Below are 24,361 nucleotides of genomic sequence, written 5' to 3'. Positions count from 1 at the left end.
CCGGCACTTTGTGACATATAGACGGAAGGACGAGAGGAACCGGATGCTTGAGGGAATCAACCCCCTGCTCACGGGCGAGCTGCTGCTGCACCTCGACCGGATGGGACACTCCGACTCGGTGGTCGTCGCCGACGCGCACTTCCCGGCCTGGGCGCTGGGCGAGCGGGTCATCGACCTGCCCGGCACCACGACCCCCGAGGTGGTCGCCGCGATCCGCTCGGTGCTGCCGCTGGATGACGCACCGGGCATGGACCTGATGGAGTCGGCGGATGCCGTGGTGCTCGACGTGCAGCACGAGCTGATGGATGCCGCGGGCACGAACCCCGAGACGACCCGCTTCGTGGAGCGGTTCGCCTACTACGACGTCGCCAAGGGCGCATACCTGATGGTGCGCACCGGCGAGACCCGCAAGTACGGCAACGCTCTGCTGCGCAAGGGCGTGGTCGGGCATCCGTCCGCCTGACACCGTCCGCGACCCACACGAACCCACCCCACACGAGAACCCCGACTCGAAGAGGAGATCACATGAACATCGGATGCCATGGCCTGGTCTGGACCGGCACCTTCGACGCCGACGGCATCCGCCTGGCCGTCGAGAAGACCGCGCAGGCCGGATTCGACCTGATCGAGTTCCCGCTGATGGATCCGTTCTCCTTCGATGTGGATGCCGCGAAGGCGGCGCTCGCCGAGCACGGCCTCGCCGTGAGCGCCTCGCTCGGGCTGTCGGATGCCACCGACGTCACCAGCGAGGACCCCGAGGCCGTCGCCGCAGGCGAGGCGCTGCTGATCCGCGCCGTCGACGTGCTCGCCGACATGGGCGGCACGCACTTCTGCGGCGTCATCTACTCCGCCATGCGCAAGTACATGATGCCGGTCACCCCGCAGGGCCTGGAGAGCAGCCGCGCGGTGATCGCACGGGTCGCCGACCATGCGGCATCCCGTGGCGTCAGCGTCTCGCTCGAGGTCGTCAACCGCTACGAGACCAACGTGCTCAACACGGCGCGGCAGGCCATCGCGTACCTCGCCGAGGTCGACCGGCCCAACCTCGGCATCCACCTGGACACGTACCACATGAACATCGAGGAGTCGGATATGGCGGCTCCGGTGCTGGATGCCGCCCCGCAGCTGCGCTACGTGCACATCGGCGAGAGCCACCGCGGCTACCTCGGCACGGGCACGGTCGACTTCGACAACTTCTTCAAGGCGCTCGGGCGCATCGGCTACGACGGCCCGGTGGTGTTCGAGTCGTTCTCGTCGGCGGTCGTCGCCGAGGACCTCAGCCGGATGCTGGGCATCTGGCGCAACCTGTGGACCGACAACGAAGAGCTCGGTGCCCACGCCAACCGCTTCATCCGCGACAAGCTCATCGCGGTGGACTCGATCCGGCTGCACTGAAACGGCCTCATGGACAGCCGCCGCACGCGTGCCGACCGGGTTGTGATGAAGATGTTATTACAGGTCTGGCGATGCCGATCATCGTTAGATACATTTAGATACAACTTGCGCGATGCGATGATGAAGCGCACAATTGACCCGATGTTTGAAATGGATTCCAAGCGAATCGACAACGACCTCCGAGGGAGCAGGTGGGCATGAGCGATCCGATCCTCAAAGTCGAGGGAATCAGCAAGGGCTTTCCCGGCGTGCAGGCGCTCAAGGACGTGCACCTCGAGGTGCGCGCCGGCGAGGTGCTGGTGCTGGTGGGGGAGAACGGCGCCGGCAAGTCGACGCTGATGAAGATCCTCTCGGGCATCTACACGCGCGACGAGGGCACCATCACCTTCGAAGGCGAGCAGGTCGAGCTGACCAGCCCGCTGCAGGCGCAGCAGCTCGGGATCACGATCATCCACCAGGAGCTGAACATGATGCCCGACCTCACGGTCGCGCAGAACATCTTCGTCGGCCGCGAGCCCAAGGTCGGTCCCTTCCTCTCCGAGCGCAAGCTGAACCGCGAGACCCGCGACCTGCTGCGCCGCCTGGGCATCGACCTCGACCCGCGCTCGCTCGTCGGCGACCTCACCGTCGCCGAGCAGCAGATGGTCGAGATCGCCAAGGCGCTGTCGTTCAACGCCAAGGTGCTCATCATGGACGAGCCGACCTCGGCCCTCACCGACACCGAGGTCGAGACGCTGTTCCGCCTCATCGAGCAGCTGAAGGCCGGCGGCACCGGCATCGTCTACATCTCGCACCGCATGGACGAGCTCAAGCGCCTGGCCGACCGCGTCTCGGTGCTGCGAGACGGCCAGTACATCGGCTCGCTCGAGAAGAGCGAGGTCAGCATCCCGAAGATCATCGAGATGATGGTCGGTCGGGTCATCGACGAGGGTGCGCGCCCCGAGGCGCGCGAGCACCTCGGCGACCCGATCGTGCTCGACGTGCAGGACCTGTCGACCAGGTCGCTGCTGAAGGACGTCTCGTTCCAGCTGCACCGCGGTGAGATCCTCGGCTTCGCCGGGCTGATGGGCGCCGGCCGCACCGAGACCGCCCGCGCGATCATCGGCGCCGACCACCGCGACAGCGGCACCATCACCGTCGCCGGGCAGCGCGCCCGCATCCGGCATCCCGAGGATGCCGTGCGCCGCGGCATCGGCTACCTGTCCGAGGACCGCAAGCTGCTCGGCCTCATGCTCGAGCAGGACGTCACGTTCAACACCGTGCTGGCGTCGCTGAGCAACTACGCCAACGCGCTCGGCTGGATGGGCGACCGCAAGGCGAAGAACCAGACCAAGGACTACGTGCAGCAGCTGCGCGTGAAGACCCCCTCGGTCAACCAGATCGTCAAGCTGCTGTCCGGGGGGAACCAGCAGAAGGTCGTCATCGCCCGGTGGCTGATGCGCGACTGCGACATCCTCATCTTCGACGAGCCCACCCGTGGCATCGACGTCGGGGCCAAGGAGGAGATCTACCGCCTGATGCAGCAGCTCGCGGCATCCGGCAAGTCCATCATCGTCATCTCGTCGGAGCTGCCGGAGATCCTGCGCGTCGCGAACCGCATCGCCGTGTTCGCGAACGGACGGATCACCGGCACCCTCCGCAACGAGGAAGCCAGCCAGGAGAAGATCATGCAGCTCGCAGCCCACGGGGAGGAAGACCGATGAGCAACCCATCCCACTCCGGATCGACGACGACCGTCGTCCAGCAGGCCGTCAGCGAGAACACCGACGCTCGCGACGTCAAGGGCCTGCTCAAGCGCCAGCTGCAGCAGTCGCTGGCATTCGGCACCCTCGTGGTGCTGGTGATCTTCTTCTCGATCGCCAGCCCCGCGTTCTTCACCGTTAGCAACATGACCACCGTGCTGCTGTCGACCGCCGTGATCGCGATCCTCGCCCTCGGCACCACGTTCGTCATCATCACCGGCGGCATCGACCTGTCGCTCGGAACCGGTATGGCCCTGTGTGCGGTGATGACCGGTGTGTTCATCACCAACTGGGGCCTGCCGATCTGGGTCGGCGTGCTCGGCGGCATCGGCACCGGTGTGCTGATGGGCCTCATCAACGGCGTGAACATCACCTTCCTGCGCCTGCCCCCGTTCATCGCGACCCTCGCGATGATGATGATCGCCGGCGGTCTCGCCCTGGTCATCTCGGGCGTGCGCCCGATCTACTTCTCGACCTCGGCTCCCGACTTCAAGAAGATCGCCCTCGGCGTGATGATCCCCGGCATCCCGAACGCCGTGCTGATCACCATCGTGCTGGCGATCATCTCGGCCATCGTGCTGTCGAAGACCCTGCTGGGCCGCTACACCTTCGCGATCGGCTCGAACGAGGAGGCCACCCGCCTCTCGGGTGTCAACACCCGCCGCTGGACGATCTTCGTCTACATGTTCGCGGGCGCCTTCATCGGCGTCGCGGGCGTCGTGATCGCCTCGCGCCTCGACTCGGCTCAGCCGCAGATCGGCATGGGCTACGAGCTGCAGGCGATCGCCGCCGTCATCATCGGCGGCACCTCGCTGCTGGGCGGACGCGGCTCGATCATCGGCACCGTGATCGGTGCGCTCATCATGAGCGTGCTGGTGAACGGCCTGCGGATCATGTCGATCCAGTCGGAGTGGCAGAACGTCGTCGTCGGCGTCGTCGTGCTGCTGGCCGTGTTCTTCGACTCGCTGCGCAACCGCCAGCGCACCTAATGATTCGAGGTGGCGGCGAACCCGTGCCTGCCGCCACCCCGATCGGCCCCTGGCCGAACCCGCGGAGAGATCCGCACCCCCGCGGAGCGATCCGCACCCCGGCACAGCACCAGAAGTCCACACAGCCGGCCCCGGCCGGCGTCCACAGAACAATGGAGTTTCCATGCGATTCAGCAAGAAGACGTCTGCATTCGCAGCGCTGCTCGCAGCGTCCGCACTCGTCATGGCCGGCTGTGCCGGCGGCGAGGTTGTCGAAGAGGCACCCGAGGGCGGTGCACCGGCAGGCGACGGCGAGATGTACATCGCCCTGGTCTCGAAGGGCTTCCAGCACCAGTTCTGGCAGGCCGTCAAGACCGGCGCCGAGCAGAAGGCCGAAGAGCTCGGCGTTCGCGTGACCTTCGAGGGTCCCGCGGCCGAGACCGAGATCGCGCAGCAGCTCGACATGCTCACCACCGCGATCAACAGCAACCCGGATGCCATCGGCTACGCCGCGCTCGACCCCGAGGCGTGCGTCGCCCCGCTCGAGCAGGCCAAGGCCAAGGACATCCCGGTCGTCTACTTCGACGCCCCATGCAACGGCGACGTGGGCCTGAGTCTGGCTGCGACCGACAGCAAGGTCGCCGGCGCGCTGGCCGCTGAGCACATGGCAGAGCTGATCGGCGGCGAGGGCGAGGTCGCGATCGTCGGCCACTCGCAGATCAACTCGACCGGTGTCGAGCGTCGTGACGGCTTCGTCGAGAAGATCGAGGCAGACTTCCCGAACATCAAGATCGTCGACATCCAGTACGGTGACGGCGACCACCTGAAGTCGGCCGACATCGCCAAGACGATGATCGCTGCGCACCCGAACCTCAAGGGCATCTACGGCACCAACGAGGGCTCGGCCATCGGCGTCGTGAACGCCGTCAAGGAGCTCGGCCTCGAGAAGGGCAAGCTGACCATCATCGGCTTCGACTCGGGCGCAGCCCAGATCGCGGCGATCAAGGACGGCACCATGGCCGGCGCGATCACCCAGGACCCGATCGGCATCGGCGCCCGCACCGTCGAGTCGGCCGTGGCGGCAGCCAACGGCGAGTCGATCGACGAGTTCTACGACACCGGTTCGTACTGGTACGACGCGACCAACATCGACGACCCGAAGATCGCCGACGTCCTCTACGAGTGACCCGCTGATCTGATCCGCGGATCGGGCCCCTCGCCTTCGGGCGAGGGGCCCTTTCCCGTTCGGGCCCGCCCACGCCGAGGTGCGCACGATCTGCTGAGGTCGTCCCGATCTACGGACGAATCGGCCCGAGAGGTCAGCAGATCGGGCACAGGTCAGCAGATCGGGTGCCGGATGCTGCGCGGGGCGCGCGCAGCGCCGCAAGCCTCAGATCCGGCGCAGGAACGTCAGCTGCGAGTGCGGCTCGACGATGAGCTCCTGCAGGGCGGCGTTGAAGGGGCCGCCGGCGGGGTTGGCGAGGTGCGCCTGGAAGGCCGCCTCGTCGACGTACTCCTCGTAGACGAAGAAGCGCTCGGGATCCTCCACCAGCTGGGTTGCGTCGAACACCACGTTGCCCGGTTCGGCGCGCACGGCATCCGCGAAGTCTCGCAGCAGCGCGGCGACCCGGTCGCCCTCACCCGGACGGGCGGTGAAGGTCGCGTGCAGGATGGTGGGTTCGGTCATGATGCTCCTTCAGGCGGAAAGCGTCAGCAGGCGGGCGGGGTTGGCGGTCAGCATCCGCTCGACGGCGTCGTCGCCGACCAGGGTGCGCAGCCGCGGCACGTACCGCTCGCCGAGATAGGCGAGGCCGGGCATGCCGCCGTAGGCGATGTAGCGGGTGCGGCGGGCGACGTCGCCGCCGAGCACGATGCGGTCGGCTCCGCCGCCGGAGACCACGGATGCCGTCAGCGCGAGCAGTTCGGCATCCGACCGGGTGCGCGGACGGGCGAAGCCGTCGTAACCCAGGTAGGCGCCGCGCTCGGTGAGCGACAGGTGCAGTCCGGCATCCGGGTCGCGGTCGGCGTGCGCGAGCACGACGCGGTCGGCGGCGACACCCGCGGATGCCAGCAGGTCGAGCACCTCGTGTGCGGCCGTGCAGAACTCCAGGTGCACCATGATCGGGGCGCCGGTGGCGCGGTGCGCGGCGGCCAGCGCCTCGAGCGTCGTCCGCTCGAACGGGCTGATCCGCCAGTAGTCGGCGCCGCCCTTCAGCATCCCGGCCCGCACCGGCTCGCTGGCGGGCCCGGTCGCCCGAGATCCCTTCGGCGCGGAATCGGATGCCGGCATGCCGACCGCCACGTCGGCCGTGAACAGCTCCGCGAGCCGATCCACCGACCAGTCCCGGGTGGGGTGGTCGGCGGCGTAGTGGGCCTCGCGGTGCCGGCCCGTGGTCGCGACGATGGCCAGCCCGGTGGATGCCGAGATCCGCGCCAGCGCCTCCGGATTCCGGCCGAGCCCGAAGGGGGTCGCATCGACCATGGCCTCGAAGCCGCTCGCCTTCAGCAGCGCGGCCTCGGCGCCAGACGCGCCCTCGTCGTCGAGTTCGTCGCCGGGGAGGAGGGGCGAGACCTGGAACAGGTGCTCGTGGTAGTTCACCCGCCCCAGCGACGCCGGATCGACGTCGCCGAGCACCGTGCGCACCACCCCGGCGGACGACATCAGCGCACCGACTCCGCGGCGGTCGCGAGCCGCTCGACGATCTCGGGCGTCAGGTCGAGTTCGAACACGTCGGCGACGACCTGCGACCAGCCGTGGATGAAGTACCGCCAGCCGTCGACGACCTGCAGCGAGCGCACCTCGCGCTGCGCCAGCGCCTGATGCATGAACTCCAGCGACCCGCGGTAGTTGAACTCCCACACCCAGGCGTGCTCGGGGTACTCCACGGCGTCCGTCAGCGGCGAACCGGGGCGGTCCTTGCCGAGGCCGGTGGCGTTGGCGATCACCGAGCCGGCGGGGGCCGCGGCGACCAGGGCATCGGCATCCTCGGGGGTCTCGGTGACCACGTAGCGGATGAGATCCTCGGCGGTGCCGTGCTGGCGGTGCACCTCGCGCAGGTGGTCGAGCTTGTCCTGCGAACGGGCGGTGACCGTCACCCGCGCGGGTGCGTCGGCGCGCTCCGCGAGCGCCCAGCTGAGCGCCGTGCCCGAGCCGCCGGCGCCGAGGATGACGACCTCAGCGCCGGTGCGCGCGAAGTGGCCGGCGGGCAGGAAGTCGTTCAGCGCCAGGTCGACCGTGATCGGGTCCTTCGCGCGGCCGATGAGCCGGTCGCCGCGTTTCGAGATGCTCGAGATCTCGCTGCACGACACCGCGAACGGGTCGAGCTCGTCGAACAGGTCGGATGCCGCGGCGAACACGTTCATCTTGTGGGTCGTGACCAGTGCGCCGCGGTGCTGCTCGTCATCGCGGATCTGCTCGACCATCGCGCGGTACACCGACGGGTCGGCATCCATCGGCAGGTCGTGGCCGACGAGGGTGCGCGTGGGCAGGCCGAGGATGTCGGCCCACAGCGGGAACACCTTCATGATCGACGACGAGCCGGTGGTGACACCGACGAAGCCCATGTAGTCATCGGGGCGGGTCATGCGCTGCTCCTTACGGGGTGGGTGGGCGCCTCGCCGCGCAGCACGGCGATGACGTCGTCGAGCGACAGGCGGCCCATGTTGTCGACGGCCTGCGTGGTCTGCGCGGCCAGATGCGGGGTGACGATCACCCGGTCGGCGAGGTCGTCGGCGAGCAGGGGGCTCGCGCTCGCCGCCGTGTCGCCGTCGAGGGTGTCGGCGGCGAAGGCGGTGAGGATGCCGTCGCGCAGCGCGCCGGCGATCGCCGCCTCGTCGACGAGGTCGGGGCGGGCGGTGTTCACCAGCACGGTGCCGGGACGGATGCTCGCGACCCGTGCCGCGTCGACCAGCCGCTGCCCGCCGGGGGCGTGCAGCGTGATCACGTCGGCGGTGCGGAACAGCTCGTCGAGGTCGGTGGGTTCGGCGCCGGCATCCCGCATCCGCTCCTCGGGGAGGAATGGGTCGGACGCGAGGATGCGGCAGCCGAAGCCGCTGAGGCGGCGCGCGACGCCCTGCCCGATGCGGCCGAACCCGACGACGCCGACGGTCGCCGCGCCGAGCTCGCGCCCGCGGCGCACGCTCCAGTCGCCCGCCCGCACCCGGCGGTCGCCGTCGGGGATGGTGCGCAGCGCCGCGAGCATGAGGCCCACGGCGTGGTCGGCGACGGCATCGGCGTTCGCGCCGGGGGTGTTCGTCACGAGGATGCCGCGGGCGACCGCTGCTTCGAGGTCGACGGCTTCGTAGCCGACGCCGTAGCGGGCCACGATCGTCAGCGACGGCGCCGCGGCGAGGTGCGCGTCGGTGACCGGGCCGGTGCCGGCGATCCACGCGTCGGCGCGCTGCAGCAGGGGGCGCAGCTCGTCGAGGTCGTGGTGGGCGGGGCCGCGCACGATCTCATGCCCGGCGTCGGCGGCACGCGCCACGAGGTCGAGGTCGCCGTCCGAGAAGGAGCGGCTGGTGACGAGGATCACGGCCATCAGCGGGTGCCCTCCTGCGCGCGCGGGGCACCGGCGAACCAGGGCTTGAGCGCCTCGTAGGCGTCGGTGAAGCGGGCGTGCCGCTCGGCGTAGACCGCGTGGCGGGCGGCATCCGGAGTGAACTCGGCGGTCACCTCGCTGAGCGCGCGGGCAGCCGAGAACTCGGCGAGGTCGAGGCCGACGGCGGCCGTGACGGCCGCCCCCAGACTGTTGGCCTCTTCGACGACCGTGCGCCTGCGCACCGGCACGCCCCAGACGTCGGCGAGCACCGACAGATAGGCGTCGCTCTGCGCGCCGCCGCCGACCGCGTCGATGCGGTCGATCACCGCGCCCGACTCGCGGAACGCCCGGATGCAGCTGAGCAGGTTGAACGCGGTGCCCTCGAGCACGGCGCGCACGAGGTGCGCGCGGGTGTGGTGCCTGCCGAGGCCGACGAACGCGCCGCGAGCATCCGGGTCCCAGATGGGGGAGCGCTCGCCGAGCAGGTACGGCAGGAAGTAGAGGTCTTCGGTGTCGATGCCGTCCGCCGCCTCGGCCGTGAGCCGCCCGGTCTCGGGGCGCGACGGGTCGGGGGAGAGCGCCTCGGCGATCCACTGCACGGATGCTCCGCCGGCCTGCATCGTCGCCGTGGGCACGAACGATCCGGGTACGACGTTGTCGAAGGTGAAGGTCCGTAGCTGCGGGTCGGGGAGCGGAGCATCCGCCGCGAACGAGATCCAAGAGCTGGTGCCGAGGCACACGTACGCGCCGTCCTCGGGGGCGACGATGCCCGAACCGACGGCGGCCATCGGGCCGTCGCCGCCGCCCATCACGACGCGCACGTCTGTGGTGAGGCCGAGCGCCTCGGCGGCGGACGCGGTGAGCGTGCCGGCGATCGCGGTGGAGTCGAGGATCTCGGGGAACAGTGCCGGGTCGAGCCGCGCGGCGCCGAGCACCTCGTCCGACCAGGTGCCGGCCTGCTGATCGTAGGCGTTCGTGCCCGAGGCATCCGAACGGTCGGTCGCGAGACGACCGGTGAGGCGCAGCACGATGAAGTCCTTCGCGACGCAGACGCGGCGCACCCGCGCCCAGATGTCGGGCTCGTTGTCGCGCACCCACATGATCTTCGCGAGCGAGTAGGTGGGGTTCAGGCGGTGTCCGAGCAGGCGGTAGGCGTGCTCGGAGCCGAGCGCCGCCTCGAGCTCGCGCACCTGCGCAGCGGCGCGGGTGTCGGCCCAGATGATCGCCGGACGGGTGGGCGCTCCGTCGGCATCGAGCAGCACCGCGCCCATCATCTGGCCGCTCACGACGAGCCCGGCCACGTCGGAGGCGGCGGTCTCAGTGCGCGCGAGCAGATCGCGGGTGGCGGTGACGACGGCATCCCACCAGTCCTGCGGGTTCTGCTCGGCGAAGCCGCCGGCCGCGAAGCGGGCCGGATACGGCACGGTGACGGATGCCACGGGGCGGCCGTCGTCGTGATGCAGGGACGCCTTGTTGCCGGTCGTGCCCAGGTCGTGCGCGATGATCACAGATCCATCCCTGTCCGGTTTCGGGTTTCGAGGTGTTTCGGAGTATACCTGTAATTACAAGTTACGAGGAGGCAATCGTGAGCACCCCCAAAGCCGTCGACACCCCGGTCGTCCTGGAGATCTCGCCGAACGGCGGCATCGAGGGGCGCAGCCGGCGCTACGAGAAGTTCCTCGGCGACATGGCCGGCGTGTACCGCGACGACGCCGCCTGGCAGGCCGCCGTCGCCGCGCGCGGCGGCGACGAGCTGATCTACTGGGTCGACGACCACCGCTACCAGGAGGGTCCAGGCGCCCTCATCGTCGGCACGAGCACGCTGCTGCCCGGTCGCTACGGCGAGGAGTTCGCGGTGACCCGCGGGCACATCCACGCGATCAGCGACCGCGCCGAGCTGTACCACTGCCTGAGCGGGCACGGCGTCATGCTGCTCGAGACGCTCGACGGCCAGTCGGCCGCGATCGAGCTCACCCCCGGCAAGGCCGTCAACGTTCCTGGTCACTGGATCCACCGCAGCGTGAACGTCGGCGACGAGCCGTTCGTGACGCTGTTCTGCTACGCCGCGGACGCCGGACAGGACTACGGCGTGATCGCCGAGGCCGGCGGCATGAAGAACCTCGTCGTCGCGGACGGCGACGGCTGGACGCTCGCGCCCAACCCGGATCACCGCGGGTACAGGGGCGGCTCCGAGACGAGTGAGAGCGACTCATGACCATCCGGTGCGGCCGCGGCGCAGATCCGGCGCAGTGTCTGCGGTGAGATGCGCGTCCGGCCGGAATTCTCCGGCCGGGCGATAGCCGCGATGGTCGATCGCCCGCACCCCGTGCGGCGGGCGATCTCGCGTATGGAGCAGCCGTCGGCGAGCCAGGCCTCGATCCGCCGCTTCGCGAACCCCGCGTCGACGTGCTCCTGCTTCGGCATCTTGCCTTTTGTGCTGCGCAGTTGCAGGCGGTACTCGCGACGAGCCTGCGTGCACGTCCGACCCTGCTCATCTCCCGGGCACAGTTGCGGATCGCGGCAGCCGAGCAGGTACATGGCGGACGTGCCGTGCATGCTCTGCGCATCAGGGGCGTTCCGGCGCCGTTGGGACCAGCTTCGGACGTACTGCGCACGCGCATCGGCACAGGTCGGAGAACCCGTTCGCCAGTTGGGACACGCGTACGGGGAGCGGCAGCCGCGGCGGTATCCCCACGAGGTGCCATGGACCTCCGAGGCATCGCGCCCGGAGCCGGTCGTCGCGTCGGGTGCTTCATGCCGGGGCAGCGGCACGTCGGCGGGAAGCCGCGCGAGCATGAAGTCGCCGCGGCGCCGCTGAGCCGCCTCGACGCAGGTCAGAAGCGCGCTGGCGGCATCATGAGCACACCCGCCCTTCGAGCGGCATCCGGCGTCGTAGCCGGCGGGACTTCCGTGGGGCGGCGGATTCGTCCTGCTCACGCGCTCTACTCCACGCGCGGTCTGATGACGATGTCGGTGACCTGCGCATCGGGCGTGGCATCTACGATGAGGCGCACCGTGGCGGCCACCGACTCTGGCCGGATGTACTTCTCCGACTCGTACTCGCGATCCGCCTTGCGCAGATCCCCGGCAAGCATCGGTGTGTCGGTGGGACCAGGGTGGACGGTCGCGATGCTCACGCCGTTCTCGCGTTCCTCCCCGCGAAGCCCGTCGGCCAGCGCCTTCAGCGCGAACTTCGTCGCGGAGTACAGCGTGTGCGATGGGTAGGACCGCAGTCCAGCGCCGGAATTGATGAACACGACCTTGCCCTGCGCCGCCCGCAGCTGCGGCAGCGCATACCGGGTGACCTCGGCCGGCACCACGACGTTGATGTCCAGCTGTCGGCGCCACTCGGCGGCATCGGCCTCCTCCACCCGGAATCGATCGCTGACGGCGGCAGAGTGCACGATCACGTCCAGCCGGGGCAGTATCGAGATATACGCCTCCATCGACGGCAGATCCAGCAGATCGAGCGAAACGCCCTCGATCCCGGGTACCTGGGAGATCCGTGACAGCGTTCCGGCATTGCGTCCGACGGCGAGGACCCGGTGGTCGGTGGCCAGCCGGCGCGCGATCTCCCCGCCGATCCCGCCAGTGGCTCCGGTGACCAGGGCGACCGGTCGGTCATCGTGTGCGGTCATGGCCATCCCCTCAGACCAGCTCTGCGATTGCGGCGCGGATGCTGTCGATTGCGTCCTGGATGATCTCCTCGCTCGTCGCGAACGAGATCCGGAAGTACGGCGAGAGGCCGTAGGCGGCGCCGTGCACCACCGCGACCTTCGCGCGGTCGAGCAGGTGGAGCGTCAGAGCCTCATCCGAGTCGATCTTCGTTCCGTTCGGAGCGGTGCGCCCCATCACGCCGGCGCAGTTCACGTAGACGTAGAACGCTCCGTCCGGGGAAGTGCAGCTCAGGCCGGGGATGCTGTTGAAACCCTCGACAGCGAGGTCGCGGCGACGCCGATAGACCTCGACGGATTCGGCGACGAAGGACTGGTCGCCGGTGAGCGCCTCGACAGCGGCGGCCTGACTCACCGACGCCGTACACGAGGAGATCTGCGACTGCAGCTTGTTCGCCGCGCCGATGATCTCCCGGGGGCCGGTGCCCCAGCCGATGCGCCAGCCGGTCATGGCGTACGTCTTCGAGACGCCGTTCACCGTGACGACGCGGTCGCGCAGATCAGGCGCCACCTCGATCAGGCTCGCGACTTGCCCCTGGCCGTAGTGCAGTTCGTCGTAGATCTCGTCGGTCAGCACGTTCACATGGGGGTGTTCCCGCAGCACATCCGCGAGGGCGGCGAGGTCGTCGTGGCCGTACACCGCTCCGGTGGGGTTGCTGGGTGTGTTGAGCACGAGCCACACGGTGCGATCGGTGATCGCGGTCCGCAGGGCATCGGGGGTGAGCAGGAACCCGTCCTGCTCGGACGTGGGGACGATCACCGGTTCGCCGCCGTTGGCCAGCACCATGTCGGGGTACGAGACCCAGTAGGGAGCGGGGATGATCACCTCGTCGCCGTCCTCGACGGTGGCCATGAACGCCAGGAAGATGACCTGCTTGCCGCCGCCGCCGACCGCCAGCTCGTCGGCGGAGTACTCCACACCGGTGCGCCGTGCGACCCGTGCGAGGATCGCGCGCTGCAGTTCCGGCGTCCCGTTGACCGGCGTGTACTTGGTGTCGCCTTCGCGCAGCGCCTGTTCGGCTGCGCGCTTGATGTTCTCGGGGGTGTCGAAGTCCGGCTCACCGACAGTGAGGCTGAGCACGGGCACGCCCTGGGCGCGCAGGTCGCGGACGCGCTGTGCGGCCGCTCCGCTCGCTGACTCCTGGATCCGTTCGACGCGGTCGGCGATCTTCGTGGTGTTCATGACGTCCTCTTCGACATTGGAAGCGATGGTTGATGGGTGGGTCACTGGCGGTCGAAGGTCAGTCCGCCCGGAACCTGGAAGGTCGGCATCAGCTCGAGCAGGCCCACATTGACGTGGCGCGGCATCCTCAGAGCGAACATGATCGCATCGGTGACGTCCTGCGTCGTCAGCGACTCGTAACCCTCGAAGTACTCCTTGTGCGCCGCGGCGATCGCCTCTGGCGTGCCACCGAGGTTGCGGCCGAAGATCTCTGTCTCGACGCGGCCGGGTGAGACCTCGGTGACCCGGATGCGCTTGCCGAGCGTATCGTTGCGGATCTGCCGCGAAAGCTGATGGATCGCAGCCTTGGTCGCGTGGTACGCGGTGTGGCCGAAGAAGTTGTAGTGTGCGGCGATCGAGCTGATGTTGACGATGTGCCCGCTGTTACGCTCGACCATGCCGGGCAGCGCCAGACGCACGAGGTGGAGAACGGCCGTGAGGTTGATGTCGACGAGGGCGTCGAGATCGTCGCGCGAGGAGTCGAGGATGTTGCCCATCCGGGAGACGCCGGCGATGTTGGCGAGGATGTCGATCTCCAGGGAGGGGATGAGCTCCTCGAGCTGCGCGGTGTCGCCCAGGTCGAGCGCGTGCGGGATCGCCCCCGTCCGCTCGGCCAGCTGCTCGAGTCTTTCGGCATCGCGAGCGATCGCATGCACTTCGACGCCCTCTGCGGTGAGACGCTCGACGAGCTTCGCGCCGATGCCCGTCGACGCTCCGGTGACGAGGGCCTTCCCATATTCGCTGATCGTCATCTGTCCTCCCGCAAGGTCGTGTCGGCTGCGATGCCGATGCGGCGCTGATATCCGCGTTCGTCGTCAACGCTATGGCGACGGTGCGTGCTACGGGGAATTCGGGTCATCGGCGATCTGCATGACGCCATATCGGATTGAACCGACGCACCCGCGGGCACGCGGCGCGCGACACAATGGCGGAAGGAGCCGCATCGGATGCGGCGGAGGGAGGGGGCCCGTGAACGTCGCTGTGCTCGGCCTGGGGCCGATGGGGATCGGCATCACCCGCAATCTGGCAGAGGCGGGATCGCAGCCGATCGTGTGGAACCGCACCGATCCCCGCGGCAAGTCGATCCCGCGCTCCGGGGTGCGAATAGTGGCGACGCCGGGTGACGCGGCAGCCGCAACGGTGCTTTCCGTGCTGCCGGACGTGGATCAGTTCCGCGCGGTCACGGGACCGGAAGTCTGGGCGCGCTGGCATCGAGAAGGCGTTGAGCGCGTCATCGTGATGAGCACGACGTCGCCGTCGCGGATCCGCGACCTCGAGAGCGAACTCGCCCCATTCTCGATCGCCGTCGCGGATGCCGCGATGAGTGGCGGGGAGGCCGGGGCTCTGGCCGGGACGATGAGCATCATGGTGGGTGCACGACTGCCGGACTGGCGCGCCATCGAGCCGATCCTGAACACGATCGGCTCGGTCGTGCAGCGATTCGGCGATCCGGGCGCGGGCAGCGTCGCAAAGCTCTGCAATCAGGTCGTCGTCGCCGGGACCCTCGGCGCACTCGCCGAGGCGCTCGCGCTTGCAGAGCGCGCCGACATCGACCGCTCGGCGCTGTGCAACATCTTCGCCGGCGGACTCGCCTCCAGTGCCCTGCTCGCTGCGAAGCGCGAGCGCTTGCTGAGCCATCAGTACACGCCCAGCGGTAGCGCGGTCAATCAGCTGAAGGACCTCCGTTACGTCGCAAGTCTCGCCGGCGAACTCGGTGCCGCTGTGCCGATCACCGACGTCCTGGCGGACCTGTTCGCCGCAGTCGTCGAGGACGGCCGTGGTGACGAGGACCACTCGGTCGTCATCGAGCAGCTTCGCCGACCGCCGCGCTGAACGGCGCCTGGGCTGCGCGTCGGCGATGCGCCGTGCGGCCGCTCAGAGCTTCACGGAGTCTTCGAGCCAGCTGCTGCGGGCAGCGAGCAGCCCCAGCCCGGTGCCGATCAGGGCGACGACGACGAGCATGAGCAGTGCGGCGTTCCACCCTCCGGTCGCCGCATGCAGCAGCCCCAGGACGAGCGGGCCGGTCGCCGCGACCAGGTAGCCGGCGCTCTGGACGACGGTGCTCAGGGCGACCGATCCGCGCATCGTGCGCGTGCGCAAATTGATGAGCACCAACGACAGCGGGAACATCAGCTGCCCGGCTCCTCCCAGCACCGCCCATATCCAGATGCCGTCCTGCGGGGCGATCAGCATCCCGCAGAACGCGATGGCGAACATCGCGCCGCCCCCGAGAACGCAGCTGCCGACGGCGCGGTACCGTGCGACGATGGCCGGCAGGACGAAGCTGGCCGGCGCGCCCATCGCCGCGTAGACTGCCAGTGCCATTCCGATCGACCCGGCATCGAGTGCCGTGGTGTCGGCGAGCAGGAGCGGATACCAGGCGAAGATCGCGTACGCGATGAACCCGGCGGTCGCGCACAGCGCCGTCACCCCCCACGTGATCGGTGATCGCGCGAGGGCAGGGGAGAAGACGGGACTGCGGGGATGAGCCCCCGCCTCGTCCGACGCGCCGCGGGCGACGAGGATCCAGGGGACCAGGGCAGCCACGGCGAGCGCGCACCAGACGAGCAGCGCCGCGCGCCATCCCCATACGTGCGCCAGAGGCACCACCGTCAGCGGCGGGAGGAACGTTCCCACCGCCATCAGCGTCGTGTACAGCGACGTGATCGGTCCGATCCGATCCGAGAAGTGCTTCTTCACCAGCGGGGGCAGAAGCACGTTGAGCACGCCGATGCAGAGGAAAGCCGTGGTGCTCCCGATGATCAGCCAGGAGTCGTCGGGGGCCAGTCCGCGCACGGCGAGTCCTAGCGCGAGAGCGCCGAGGGATGCGACCGCGGCCCGATCGACCCCGACGGCGTTGGCGATCGCCGGGGTGATCAGGGCGCCGGCCGCGAAGCACAGCGGCGGCAGCATCCCGAGCACGATGATGGCGGCCGTCGACAGCGGCACGTCGCGGACGACGAAGTCGATGATGGGCGAGAGCGAGGCGACAGCCGTCCGCAGATTCAGTGCGGCCAGCGCGATGCCGATGGCGGCCGCGCTGCGCGGGGGCGTGACGATGTGATCCTCCGGTTCTGCACATGAGCGTGCGCCGGGTCGGAGCGGTCCGACCCGGCGCACGCGGCGGTTGTCGTCTCGACTACTGCGAGATGATGTCCTTCTTCCAGATCTCGGTCCACGAGTCACGGACGGACGCGAGGAACTCGGTCTCAAGCGGCAGGATCTCGATCGAGCCGTCGGTGGCGACGATGCGCTCCGCCGTCTCGGCCGGGATGTCGACATCGACCGACGGTGCGTAGTAGAGCGCTTCGGCGAAGGCGAGCTGGGCTTCCTCCGACAGCGTGTAGTCGACGAATGCCTGTGCGGCCGCCTCGTTCGGAGCGTTCTCGACGAGGTTGACGGTGTTCAGCTGGTAGATCGTACCCTCCTCGGGGAACGCGATGCCGAGCTTTCCGTCGCTCTCGTCGGCGTAGTACTGTCCGCGGGCGTTCTGGCCGACGCCGATGACCGTCTGACCCGTGATGATGCTCTGCCACTCATCGGGGTTCGGGGCGAAGGTCTGCACGTTCGGAGCCAGCTCCTTGAGTTTCGCGACGCCCTCGTCGACGCTCTGCGTGTAGTCCTCCCCTTCGAGCGTGGACGCCACTGCGGTCACAGCGAGGCCGAGCAGCGAGGGCGGCGCCATCAGGTTGACTTTGCCCTTCCAGTCGTCGTTCCACAGCTCCTCCCAGCTGGTCGGCGCCTCGTCGAACACGGTCGTGTCATAGAGGATGCCGATGCCGTCGAGGTGAACGACCGGGCCGAAGCCGTCAGGGTCGAGGAACTCGTCCTTCACGTTCGCGAGGTTCGGGATCTCGTCCTCAGTGAGTTCTGCGAACAGGCCCTGGTCGTTTCCGCTCTTGGCGACGGACTGGTCCATGAGTGCGACATCGGTGCCGGGGTTGGACTGCTGGCTCTGCAGTGCGCTGAGCATCTCGGCGGAGGAGCGCTTCGCGACGTAGTTGATCGTCACGCCGGGGTTCGCCTCCTGGAACGGCTGGATGACGGCCTCGGTGTAGCGCTCCTGCCAGATTCCCGAGTAGCCGATGACATTGACGGTGCCGGAGAGTCCGCCGTCGCCGTCCGCGCCGGTGCTGCCCCCGCCGGAGCAGGCGGCCAGGGTCATCAGCGCAGCGACGGCGCTCGTGGCCACGACCGCGCGGGCGGCCCTGTTCTTCTTGTTCGTCATTACTGTGCCTTTCTGGTGCTGTGTGTGAGGGGAGGGTGCCGCGGCGCGAGAGGACGGGCGCCCCGGGAGCTCATCCACCGATGATCTCCCGCTTCCAGATGTCGGTCCACTCGTCGCGGGCCGTCTGGAGGAAGTCGTTGTCGAGGTCGATGATCTTCAGCGAGCCGTCGGTGGGGACGACCCGATCGGCGACGTCGGCCGGCAGGTCGACATCGACGGCCGGCGCGTAGAACAACCGCTCGGCGAAAGCTGCCTGCGCCTCGGGCGTGAGCGCGTAGTCGATCAGCGCCTTGGCGGCCTCGGAGTTCGGTGCGCCCTCCACGAGGTTGATCGTGTTGATCTGGTAGGTCGTCCCCTCCTCCGGGAACACGATGCCCAGCTTCCCGTCGACCTGGTCGGTGTAGTACTGCGCGCGGGCACTCGGACCCATGCCCATGATCGTCTGGCCGCTGATGATGTTCTGGTACTCGTCGGGGTTCGGCGCCCAGGTCTGCACGCTCGGCGCGAGCTCCTGCAGCTCGGCGACCGCCTTGTCGATGGATTCGGTATAGTCCTCTCCCTTCATCTCGGAGGTGATTGCCGTCAGGGCGACGCCGCCGAGGGCCGGGGGAGCGGTGATGTTGAGCTGACCCTTGTAGTCCGAATTCCACAGCTCGGTCCAGCTGTCCGGGGCGGTGTCGATGCGTTCGGTGTCATACAGCAGCGCGATCGCATCGAGCATGACATAGGGGCCGTAGCCTTCGGGGTCCAGGAACTCGTCCTTGACGTTCGCGAGATTCGGCACTTCCGACTCGTCGAACTTCTGGAACAGCCCCTGCGCGTTCGCCGAGGCCGAGACCGTGCTGTCCATGATGGCCACATCGGTGGCGGGCCGGTCCTTCTCAGCCTGCAGGGCGCTGAGCATCTCGGCCGAGGTGCGCTTGGAGAGGTAGTTGACCGTGACTCCGGGGTTCTCCTCGAGGAACGGGTCGAGTACGGCTTCCTGATACGCTTCCTGCCAGATGCTGGTGTAGGACATCAGGCTGATCGTGCCGCTGATGCCTTCACCATCGGATGCTTCGGGGGCCGTGCCGGCGCAAGCGCTCACGGCGAGGGCGGATGCTGCGATCGCGGCGACCGCTGACCATCGGATGCTGGTGCTCTTCATTGTCGTGCTCACTCTCCGCTGGGGTGGATGGGCGACGGCGGTAAACAGAAGCTCAGAGATCGGGCTTCGTCATGTCCGACATCGTTGTGGGATGATGAGAGATTCTCAGATTATATAGAATATCTAGAAATGGTGCCCGTGTCCATCATTCGAGTTCGCTCAGGTCGTCGATCGCCGTGATCTCCTCGGGTGACAGGTCGAAGCCGATGTCCAGGTTCTCGGCCATGCGCTCTCGATGTGCGGACTTCGGCACGATCGCCACGCCGTGCTGCACGTTCCACTTGACGATGACCTGGCGCGTCGAGGCGCGGTGGCGGGCTGCGATCTCGACCAGAACAGGGTCATCGAGGCGAGCACTCCGGAACGGGCTGTGGGCCCCGAGCGTGATCGCGCGGTGCGCGCACCCGGCTGCGAGCCGTTCGCTGTAGTGGACGGGGCTCCACTGCACCTGGTTCACCGCAGGGTATTCGCCGGTCTCGCGCTCGAGCTCGTCGAGGAGCTTCAGCGAGTAGTTGCTCACGCCGATCGCGCGCACCATGCCCTCGTCGCGCAGCGCCAGCATCCGCTTCCAGGTTCCGACGCCGGCGCTGCCCCCAGGGGGCCAGTGGATCAGCCAGAGATCGAGGTGGTCCGTGCCGAACAGCGCGAGACTCTCCTCCAGCGTCTGACGCTCCAGGCCAACGCAGTCGGGCGGCAGCTTGGAAGTGAGGAACAGCTCGGAGCGCGCGATGCCGGAGCGGCGGATGCCGTCGCCCACGGCGTCCTGATTGCGATAGCGCGTAGCGGTGTCGACGCTGCGGAATCCCACATCGATCGCGGTGGCGACGGCGGCGGCGGCATCCTCACCGCGAAGCGGGTGAGTGCCGAAGCCGACGAGCGGCATGCTCACGCCGCCCGGCAGCTCTGCCGTGGGGACGTCGGCGGTGATTGCGGAGGTCATCTGATGCTCCTTCGAAGCTCGGTCAGTACAACTCGATGAGGCGCAGCGGGACGACGGCGTCCAGCCGTTCGGCACCCGCGTCCGTCACGAGGACGGTGCTCTGGAAGAAGACGCCCGGTGCGCCGGCGTCGCCCGGGGCGAACGCTCGCAGAGTCAGCGCCATGCGCTGCTGCAGCTCCTCGCCGGCATCCGCGGCGACGAGCGTCTCACCGGGTCCGGTGCCGACCGAGAACCCGACGAGGGTGCCCTCGCCTTCGGACGCGGTGGTGAACGCGCGATGCACGGCATCGCCGGGCACGCCGGGCGCTATCGCGTCGAGCGCCGACTGGATGCCGCGCGAAAGACGCTCGGCACGGCGGCGCACCTGCGCAGACGGCTCCTGAAGCACGATCGTCGTGCCAGCGCCCCCCGTGTAGCACTGCGACAGCGGGTGCACCTGGAACGGCAGCGTCGCGCTGCGATCCAGCACCCCGGTCTCCGGACGCCGGTCCAGCAGCCCCACGACCGCGTCGTGCGGGAAGTGCACCGTCTCCTGCGTGTCGCCGCGCTCAGAGAGCGACCACCATCCGGCCCCGCCCGCGCCGCGCACCGAACGATCCACATTGCGCACGATCTCGTAGGCGCGCAGCTCGGCATGCATCCGATCAACCGTCGCCGTGTACGCGATCTCCGCGAGCACGGCCGCGGCGCGCAGGCGGTCGATCTCATCGTCGTCCTTGATCCGCATGGCGTCCGCGACGACATCGCCGGCGGGGACGATCGTGCCGGGCGGATACGACAGGCCGAACAGGCCGAAGCTCCCGGCCGGCACGATCTCCGGCCGCTCCACGCCGACGCGCACGCCACCGGTCGAGCGTCGTACGGCGCTGGACAGGGTTCCGGCGAACGCCGTCTTCTCGGAGCCCTGCGTCCACAGTGCCCGCTCGCCGTCGTAGCCGGCGGCGTCGAGCGAGATCGCGTCGGCATCGGAGGCGACGAACACGATGCCGCCGTCTTCGCGGAGAACGATCGCCGTGCCGTGGCGCGCGAAGGAGCGGATGTCGACGTCGCTCAGGTAGGCGACTGCGGCCGGGGAGTCGACGATCAGCGCATCGAGTCCGCGTCCTGCCAGCAGCGCGGCCAGGCGTTCCCGGCGGTGTCGCGCCTGTTCGCGGGTTCCGGCCGTTGCTGTGCTCGTGGTGCCGGTCATCTCATGCCTCCACCGTCAGGCCCTTGGCCTCGAGCTTCTCGAGCAGTCCGTGCAGCTCGATCACGGAGCCCTCCTGCGCGCGGTGACGGTCGCGAAGCTGCGCCTCATGGTCCTCGCGCTCCTGGCAGAGACGGATGACCTCCTCCGCCTCATCGGGCTTGACGAGTACGATGCCGTCGGCGTCACCGCGGAGGATGTCGCCCGGCTCGACGACCTGGCCGCCGACCGAGAGCGTGTGGTTGACCAGGCCGAGGGTCTCCTTCACGGTGCCCTCGATGCACACGCTCCCGGAGAACACCGGGAAGCCGAGCTCGCGCAGGTCGGCACTGTCGCGGACCCCGGAGTCGGTGACGAACGCGGCCACGCCCTTCGAGGACGCTGCGGTGGCCAGCACGTCGCCGAACGAGCCGGACTGCTCGAGCTGACCGGCGTTGACGATGATGACGTCGCCCGCCTCGGCATAGCTGATCGCGACCTGGACCATGATGTTGTCGCCGGGGTGCGAGAGGACGGTGATGGCGGGGCCGCAGAAGGACATCGCGTCGTCGACCGGCTTGATCCGGTGCGAAAGGGCTCCCTTGCGGCCCTGGGCCTCGTGGATGGTCGCGGACGAGAATGCGGCGAGCCCGTCGATGAGCTTCGGGTCGGGGCGGGTGACGGATGTGCGGACGTGGACCATGTTTCTGCTTTCTCTCGGTGATGCGGGCGGATGCCGGTCAGGCGGCCAGCCGGTGGACGGGGCCCGATGCGGCGCTCACGCCGTGGACGTGAAGGAGGTCGAGGCATATGCGTCGCAGCTCCTGTAGGCGCGCGTGACGTTGAAGGTGCCGGTCGCGGGCCTCTTCGAGACTGACCCGGCGGAACCGCAGATGCTGGCCGGGCTGGATCTGCGCGATGGCGTCGAGGCCGACCGCCGTGACGACCGCGAGGACCGGGTAGCCAGCGGTCACACCGCGGCCGCGATGCAGCACGAGCAGCCCGTCGGAAGAGGGCACCTCGATCGCGCCGACCGGCACGCCGCGGGAGAGCACTTCGCTGGCCGTCTGCCGACGGGGCAGCTCGCCGCTCAGGCGCAGCCCGACATGGTTGCTGCGCGGGCTGACCTCGTAGTCGCCGTGGAACAGCAGTTCTGCGGAATCGCCGAACTCGGCGTAGTCGGGGCCGTCGGTGACATCGATGAGGGGGGATGCCGGGAACCGCGGACGATCGATGGTCAGGCGCATGAGCGGGAGCTGGAAGACCGGATGCCTCAGCGAGGGCGTCGGTAGGGGGCCGTCCAGACGCTGACCGGCGTTCAGCCGTGTGCCGAACCCGATCATGCTGTCGGGCGCACAACTGCCGAGCAGCATCGGCACATCGAAGCCGCCGCGCACTGCGACGTACTTGCGCAGTCCTCGAAGGCTCGTGCCGATCTCGACGGTCTGCCCGGCCAGAGCGCTGACCGGCAGCCACATCGGCGCCTCGCGCCCGTCGATCCGCACCACGCAGTCCGCGCCGGTGACGGCCAGGAGCAGGTCGTGCTCGGCGACGAATGACAGCCCGGTGTGCAGCACGTCCAGAAGGGGAAGGCCGGGGTCGTTTCCGACGAGGGCGTTGGCCGTTTGTGCGGAGTGCTGGTCGAGGGCGCCGTTGACGGAGAGCCCACGGCTCGGGCCCGCGAACCGACCGAGGTCGGTCACCCAGGTGTGTCCGGGATCGAGGATCAGCATGCTTCGGCCAACTCGTGCAGGTGAACGCCACGGTAGTCGTCCCAGTCATCGGGCTGGACCTCGCGGAAGCGGATCACGTCACCGGGACGGTAGGGGATCAGATCCGCGCTGCTGAGATCCATGATCTCAACAGGGCTCAGCCCGATCAGCCGCCATCCGCTCGGGGCGCGGACGGGGCCGATGACCCCCTGGCGCCCGGCCACTGAGATCGCATTCGGAGGCACCTCGAGGCGCGGGTCCGGCAGGCGCGGGATCGGTGCACTGAACGAGGGCCCGTCGATCATGCAGGAGGCGGCGGGGCCGCCGAGACACCGCACGACGCGTTCTTCGCCGGTGTGCAGCTCGATGACCTCGCGCTCCGAGATCCCGAGGAACTCTGCCACATAGCCGAGGTCGGGCCCGTGGTCGCCGCCATAGACGACCGGCAGCGTGAATCGTCGCGGCGCATGCACCGCCTCTTCCTGCTCGATGAGGGCTGCGACTTCGATCAAGGGGGTCAACGCGGCTGCGGTCATCCGCACCGGATCGAACTCGATCAACAGCGAGTCGTAGGTCGGTACGCCGCCGAAGACACCGTCGACCGGGTGCTCCTGCAGCCAGTCCGCCAGTGCGTGCACGGCATGCCAGCGCGCCTCGGCGTCCGCGTGCACCGCCGTCACGCGTACGGCGCCTTCTCCGCAGGGGGCGAGCAGGATCTCGGACATGCGAGCGGTCAGCTTCCCAGGGTCTCGTGGATCGGTGCGATCGTGACTCCGGCGCCCTCGAGCTCGGCGCGGATGCGTCGCGCCAGCGCGACGGCATCCGGTCCGTCGCCGTGCAGCAGCACGGTGTCGCAGGAGATCGGCAGCTCCACGCCGCCGCGGCTGACGATCGTGCCCTCGGTCACCATGCGCACCGTCCGACTGGCGATCTCGTCGGGGTCGTGCAGCACGGCGCCGGGGATCGTCCGCGGGGTGAGCGTTCCGTCATCCTCGTAGCTGCGGTCGACCGCGCCGACCATCGCGATGCGCAGCCCGAGCTCCTCGGCGACGGGTACGACCTCGCCGGCCTGGGTGAACAGGATGATGCGAGGATCGAACCCGTGGACGGCCTCGGCCATCGCCCTGGCGTAATCCGGACGAGTGATGACCAGGTTGCCCAGCCGGCCGTGCGGGCACAGATGCGTGACGCGGGTGCCGTGCGCCTGAGCGAAGGCGGACAACGCGCCGAGCTGATAGAGGATGTCGGTTCGAACCTCATCGGGTTCGAGCTCCATGGTCCGGCGACCGAAGCCGACGAGGTCGGGGAAGCTCGGGTGGGCGCCGATGCCGACTCCGCGTGCGCGGCATTCGCCCACGGTCCGGTCCATCACGCGCGGGTCGCCGGCGTGGAATCCGCAGGCGATGTTGGCGGAGCTGACGATATCGAGGAGCGCGTCGTCGTCGCCCATCGTGTAGGCGCCGAAGCTCTCACCCATGTCTGCCACGAGATCGACCGTGATGGCCATGCTTCGTCTCCTCTCCGTTGATGCGGTCAAGTGGATCGGCATCGATCCGGCTTGGTACTCTCCACCTCACGGTATGGATCGCACTCCGCCATGCGCTAATACCCAGATCCGATGCAGGCATAC

Annotated in this window: 25 protein-coding genes; 7 read left to right on the top strand and 18 right to left on the bottom strand. The window is 68.8% G+C overall.

Translation table 11 applies throughout. The annotated features are described in order from the left end of the window. The first annotated feature begins 43 nt into the window (after window positions 1-43). The 5 genes from H7694_RS14565 (at window position 44) to H7694_RS14545 (ending at window position 5,291) form a co-directional block, all read left to right on the top strand. Window positions 44-463, top strand: coding sequence for an RbsD/FucU family protein (locus H7694_RS14565; RefSeq protein WP_193597164.1), 420 nt, complete (start codon window positions 44-46; stop codon window positions 461-463). Between the two features lie 62 nt (window positions 464-525). Further along, window positions 526-1,395 carry a sugar phosphate isomerase/epimerase family protein gene (locus H7694_RS14560; RefSeq protein WP_193597163.1) on the top strand — a complete coding sequence of 290 codons (870 nt, stop codon included), beginning with the start codon at window positions 526-528 and terminating at the stop codon, window positions 1,393-1,395. A 197-nt stretch (window positions 1,396-1,592) separates the two neighbouring features. After that, complete coding sequence (locus tag H7694_RS14555) at window positions 1,593-3,098, top strand: sugar ABC transporter ATP-binding protein (protein ID WP_193597162.1); 1,506 nt, start codon at window positions 1,593-1,595, stop codon at window positions 3,096-3,098. Beyond that, window positions 3,095-4,126 (top strand): ABC transporter permease, encoded by a 1,032-nt coding sequence (locus tag H7694_RS14550; RefSeq protein ID WP_193597161.1) that lies wholly within the window; start codon window positions 3,095-3,097, stop codon window positions 4,124-4,126. Before H7694_RS14555 ends, H7694_RS14550 begins: the two co-directional genes overlap by 4 nt. A 163-nt stretch (window positions 4,127-4,289) precedes the next feature. Further along, window positions 4,290-5,291, top strand: coding sequence for an ABC transporter substrate-binding protein (locus H7694_RS14545; RefSeq protein ID WP_193597160.1), 1,002 nt, complete (start codon window positions 4,290-4,292; stop codon window positions 5,289-5,291). A gap of 204 nt (window positions 5,292-5,495) precedes the next feature. On the opposite strand, the gene H7694_RS14540 is transcribed toward H7694_RS14545, so the two are convergent. The 5 genes from H7694_RS14540 to xylB are packed head-to-tail and all read right to left on the bottom strand — an operon-like array spanning window position 5,496 to window position 10,151. Beyond that, window positions 5,496-5,792 (bottom strand): putative quinol monooxygenase, encoded by a 297-nt coding sequence (locus H7694_RS14540; protein ID WP_193597159.1) that lies wholly within the window; start codon window positions 5,790-5,792, stop codon window positions 5,496-5,498. A gap of 9 nt (window positions 5,793-5,801) precedes the next feature. Beyond that, on the bottom strand, window positions 5,802-6,767 hold the full coding sequence (locus H7694_RS14535; RefSeq protein WP_193597158.1) for a phosphotriesterase: 966 nt from the start codon (window positions 6,765-6,767) through the stop codon (window positions 5,802-5,804). Further along, window positions 6,767-7,690: a shikimate dehydrogenase family protein gene (locus H7694_RS14530; protein ID WP_193597157.1), complete on the bottom strand. Its 924-nt coding sequence runs from the start codon at window positions 7,688-7,690 to the stop codon at window positions 6,767-6,769. Before H7694_RS14530 ends, H7694_RS14535 begins: the two co-directional genes overlap by 1 nt. After that, a complete protein-coding gene (locus H7694_RS14525; RefSeq protein WP_193597156.1) occupies window positions 7,687-8,643 on the bottom strand; it encodes an NAD(P)-dependent oxidoreductase in 957 nt (318 codons plus the stop codon). Before H7694_RS14525 ends, H7694_RS14530 begins: the two co-directional genes overlap by 4 nt. Continuing rightward, window positions 8,643-10,151 carry a xylulokinase gene (gene xylB, locus H7694_RS14520; protein ID WP_193597155.1) on the bottom strand — a complete coding sequence of 503 codons (1,509 nt, stop codon included), beginning with the start codon at window positions 10,149-10,151 and terminating at the stop codon, window positions 8,643-8,645. Before xylB ends, H7694_RS14525 begins: the two co-directional genes overlap by 1 nt. 77 nt (window positions 10,152-10,228) lie before the next feature. Between xylB and H7694_RS14515 the strand changes: the two genes are divergently transcribed. Next, window positions 10,229-10,858, top strand: coding sequence for a glucose-6-phosphate isomerase family protein (locus H7694_RS14515; protein WP_193597154.1), 630 nt, complete (start codon window positions 10,229-10,231; stop codon window positions 10,856-10,858). Here H7694_RS14515 and H7694_RS17730 read toward each other — a convergent pair. Genes H7694_RS17730 through H7694_RS14495 form a run of 4 tightly spaced genes read right to left on the bottom strand, consistent with a single transcriptional unit; the run spans window position 10,810 to window position 14,291 of the window. Further along, a complete protein-coding gene (locus H7694_RS17730; RefSeq protein ID WP_227468157.1) occupies window positions 10,810-11,580 on the bottom strand; it encodes a helix-turn-helix domain-containing protein in 771 nt (256 codons plus the stop codon). The two genes, H7694_RS14515 and H7694_RS17730, sit on opposite strands and share 49 nt — an antisense overlap. Window positions 11,581-11,585: 5 nt before the next feature. Further along, window positions 11,586-12,281, bottom strand: a complete 696-nt coding sequence (locus tag H7694_RS14505) for an SDR family oxidoreductase (protein ID WP_227468156.1) — start codon at window positions 12,279-12,281, stop codon at window positions 11,586-11,588. A 10-nt stretch (window positions 12,282-12,291) separates the two neighbouring features. After that, window positions 12,292-13,500 (bottom strand): aspartate transaminase, encoded by a 1,209-nt coding sequence (locus H7694_RS14500; protein WP_193597151.1) that lies wholly within the window; start codon window positions 13,498-13,500, stop codon window positions 12,292-12,294. Between the two features lie 41 nt (window positions 13,501-13,541). Beyond that, on the bottom strand, window positions 13,542-14,291 hold the full coding sequence (locus tag H7694_RS14495; RefSeq protein ID WP_193597150.1) for an SDR family oxidoreductase: 750 nt from the start codon (window positions 14,289-14,291) through the stop codon (window positions 13,542-13,544). A 217-nt stretch (window positions 14,292-14,508) separates the two neighbouring features. On the opposite strand from H7694_RS14495, the gene H7694_RS14490 reads away from it, so the two are divergent. Next, window positions 14,509-15,372, top strand: a complete 864-nt coding sequence (locus H7694_RS14490; protein ID WP_193597149.1) for an NAD(P)-dependent oxidoreductase — start codon at window positions 14,509-14,511, stop codon at window positions 15,370-15,372. A gap of 42 nt (window positions 15,373-15,414) precedes the next feature. Here H7694_RS14490 and H7694_RS14485 read toward each other — a convergent pair whose 3' ends face one another. The 9 genes from H7694_RS14485 to H7694_RS14445 form a co-directional block, all read right to left on the bottom strand. Then, window positions 15,415-16,659, bottom strand: coding sequence for a CynX/NimT family MFS transporter (locus tag H7694_RS14485; protein ID WP_193597148.1), 1,245 nt, complete (start codon window positions 16,657-16,659; stop codon window positions 15,415-15,417). A gap of 19 nt (window positions 16,660-16,678) precedes the next feature. Beyond that, complete coding sequence (locus H7694_RS14480) at window positions 16,679-17,767, bottom strand: ABC transporter substrate-binding protein (protein WP_193597147.1); 1,089 nt, start codon at window positions 17,765-17,767, stop codon at window positions 16,679-16,681. Between the two features lie 70 nt (window positions 17,768-17,837). Further along, on the bottom strand, window positions 17,838-18,914 hold the full coding sequence (locus H7694_RS14475) for an ABC transporter substrate-binding protein (protein WP_193597146.1): 1,077 nt from the start codon (window positions 18,912-18,914) through the stop codon (window positions 17,838-17,840). Between the two features lie 145 nt (window positions 18,915-19,059). Then, window positions 19,060-19,854 carry an aldo/keto reductase gene (locus H7694_RS14470; RefSeq protein ID WP_193597145.1) on the bottom strand — a complete coding sequence of 265 codons (795 nt, stop codon included), beginning with the start codon at window positions 19,852-19,854 and terminating at the stop codon, window positions 19,060-19,062. A 22-nt stretch (window positions 19,855-19,876) separates the two neighbouring features. Beyond that, window positions 19,877-21,043: a M24 family metallopeptidase gene (locus H7694_RS14465; protein WP_193597144.1), complete on the bottom strand. Its 1,167-nt coding sequence runs from the start codon at window positions 21,041-21,043 to the stop codon at window positions 19,877-19,879. 1 nt (window position 21,044) lies between these two features. Beyond that, a complete protein-coding gene (locus tag H7694_RS14460) occupies window positions 21,045-21,722 on the bottom strand; it encodes a 4-carboxy-4-hydroxy-2-oxoadipate aldolase/oxaloacetate decarboxylase (protein WP_193597143.1) in 678 nt (225 codons plus the stop codon). A gap of 37 nt (window positions 21,723-21,759) precedes the next feature. Further along, a complete protein-coding gene (locus tag H7694_RS14455; RefSeq protein WP_193597142.1) occupies window positions 21,760-22,752 on the bottom strand; it encodes a biotin-dependent carboxyltransferase family protein in 993 nt (330 codons plus the stop codon). After that, on the bottom strand, window positions 22,746-23,456 hold the full coding sequence (locus tag H7694_RS14450) for a 5-oxoprolinase subunit B family protein (protein ID WP_193597141.1): 711 nt from the start codon (window positions 23,454-23,456) through the stop codon (window positions 22,746-22,748). The genes H7694_RS14455 and H7694_RS14450 overlap by 7 nt, the downstream gene beginning before the upstream one ends. Window positions 23,457-23,464: 8 nt before the next feature. Then, window positions 23,465-24,238 (bottom strand): LamB/YcsF family protein, encoded by a 774-nt coding sequence (locus H7694_RS14445; RefSeq protein ID WP_193597140.1) that lies wholly within the window; start codon window positions 24,236-24,238, stop codon window positions 23,465-23,467. Window positions 24,239-24,361 lie beyond the last annotated feature (123 nt).

Source organism: Microbacterium sp. YJN-G, from assembly GCF_015040615.1.
Lineage (GTDB): Bacteria > Actinomycetota > Actinomycetes > Actinomycetales > Microbacteriaceae > Microbacterium.
The sequence above is the reverse complement of the archived record's forward strand: the minus strand, read 5'-3'. Positions and strand labels throughout refer to the sequence as shown.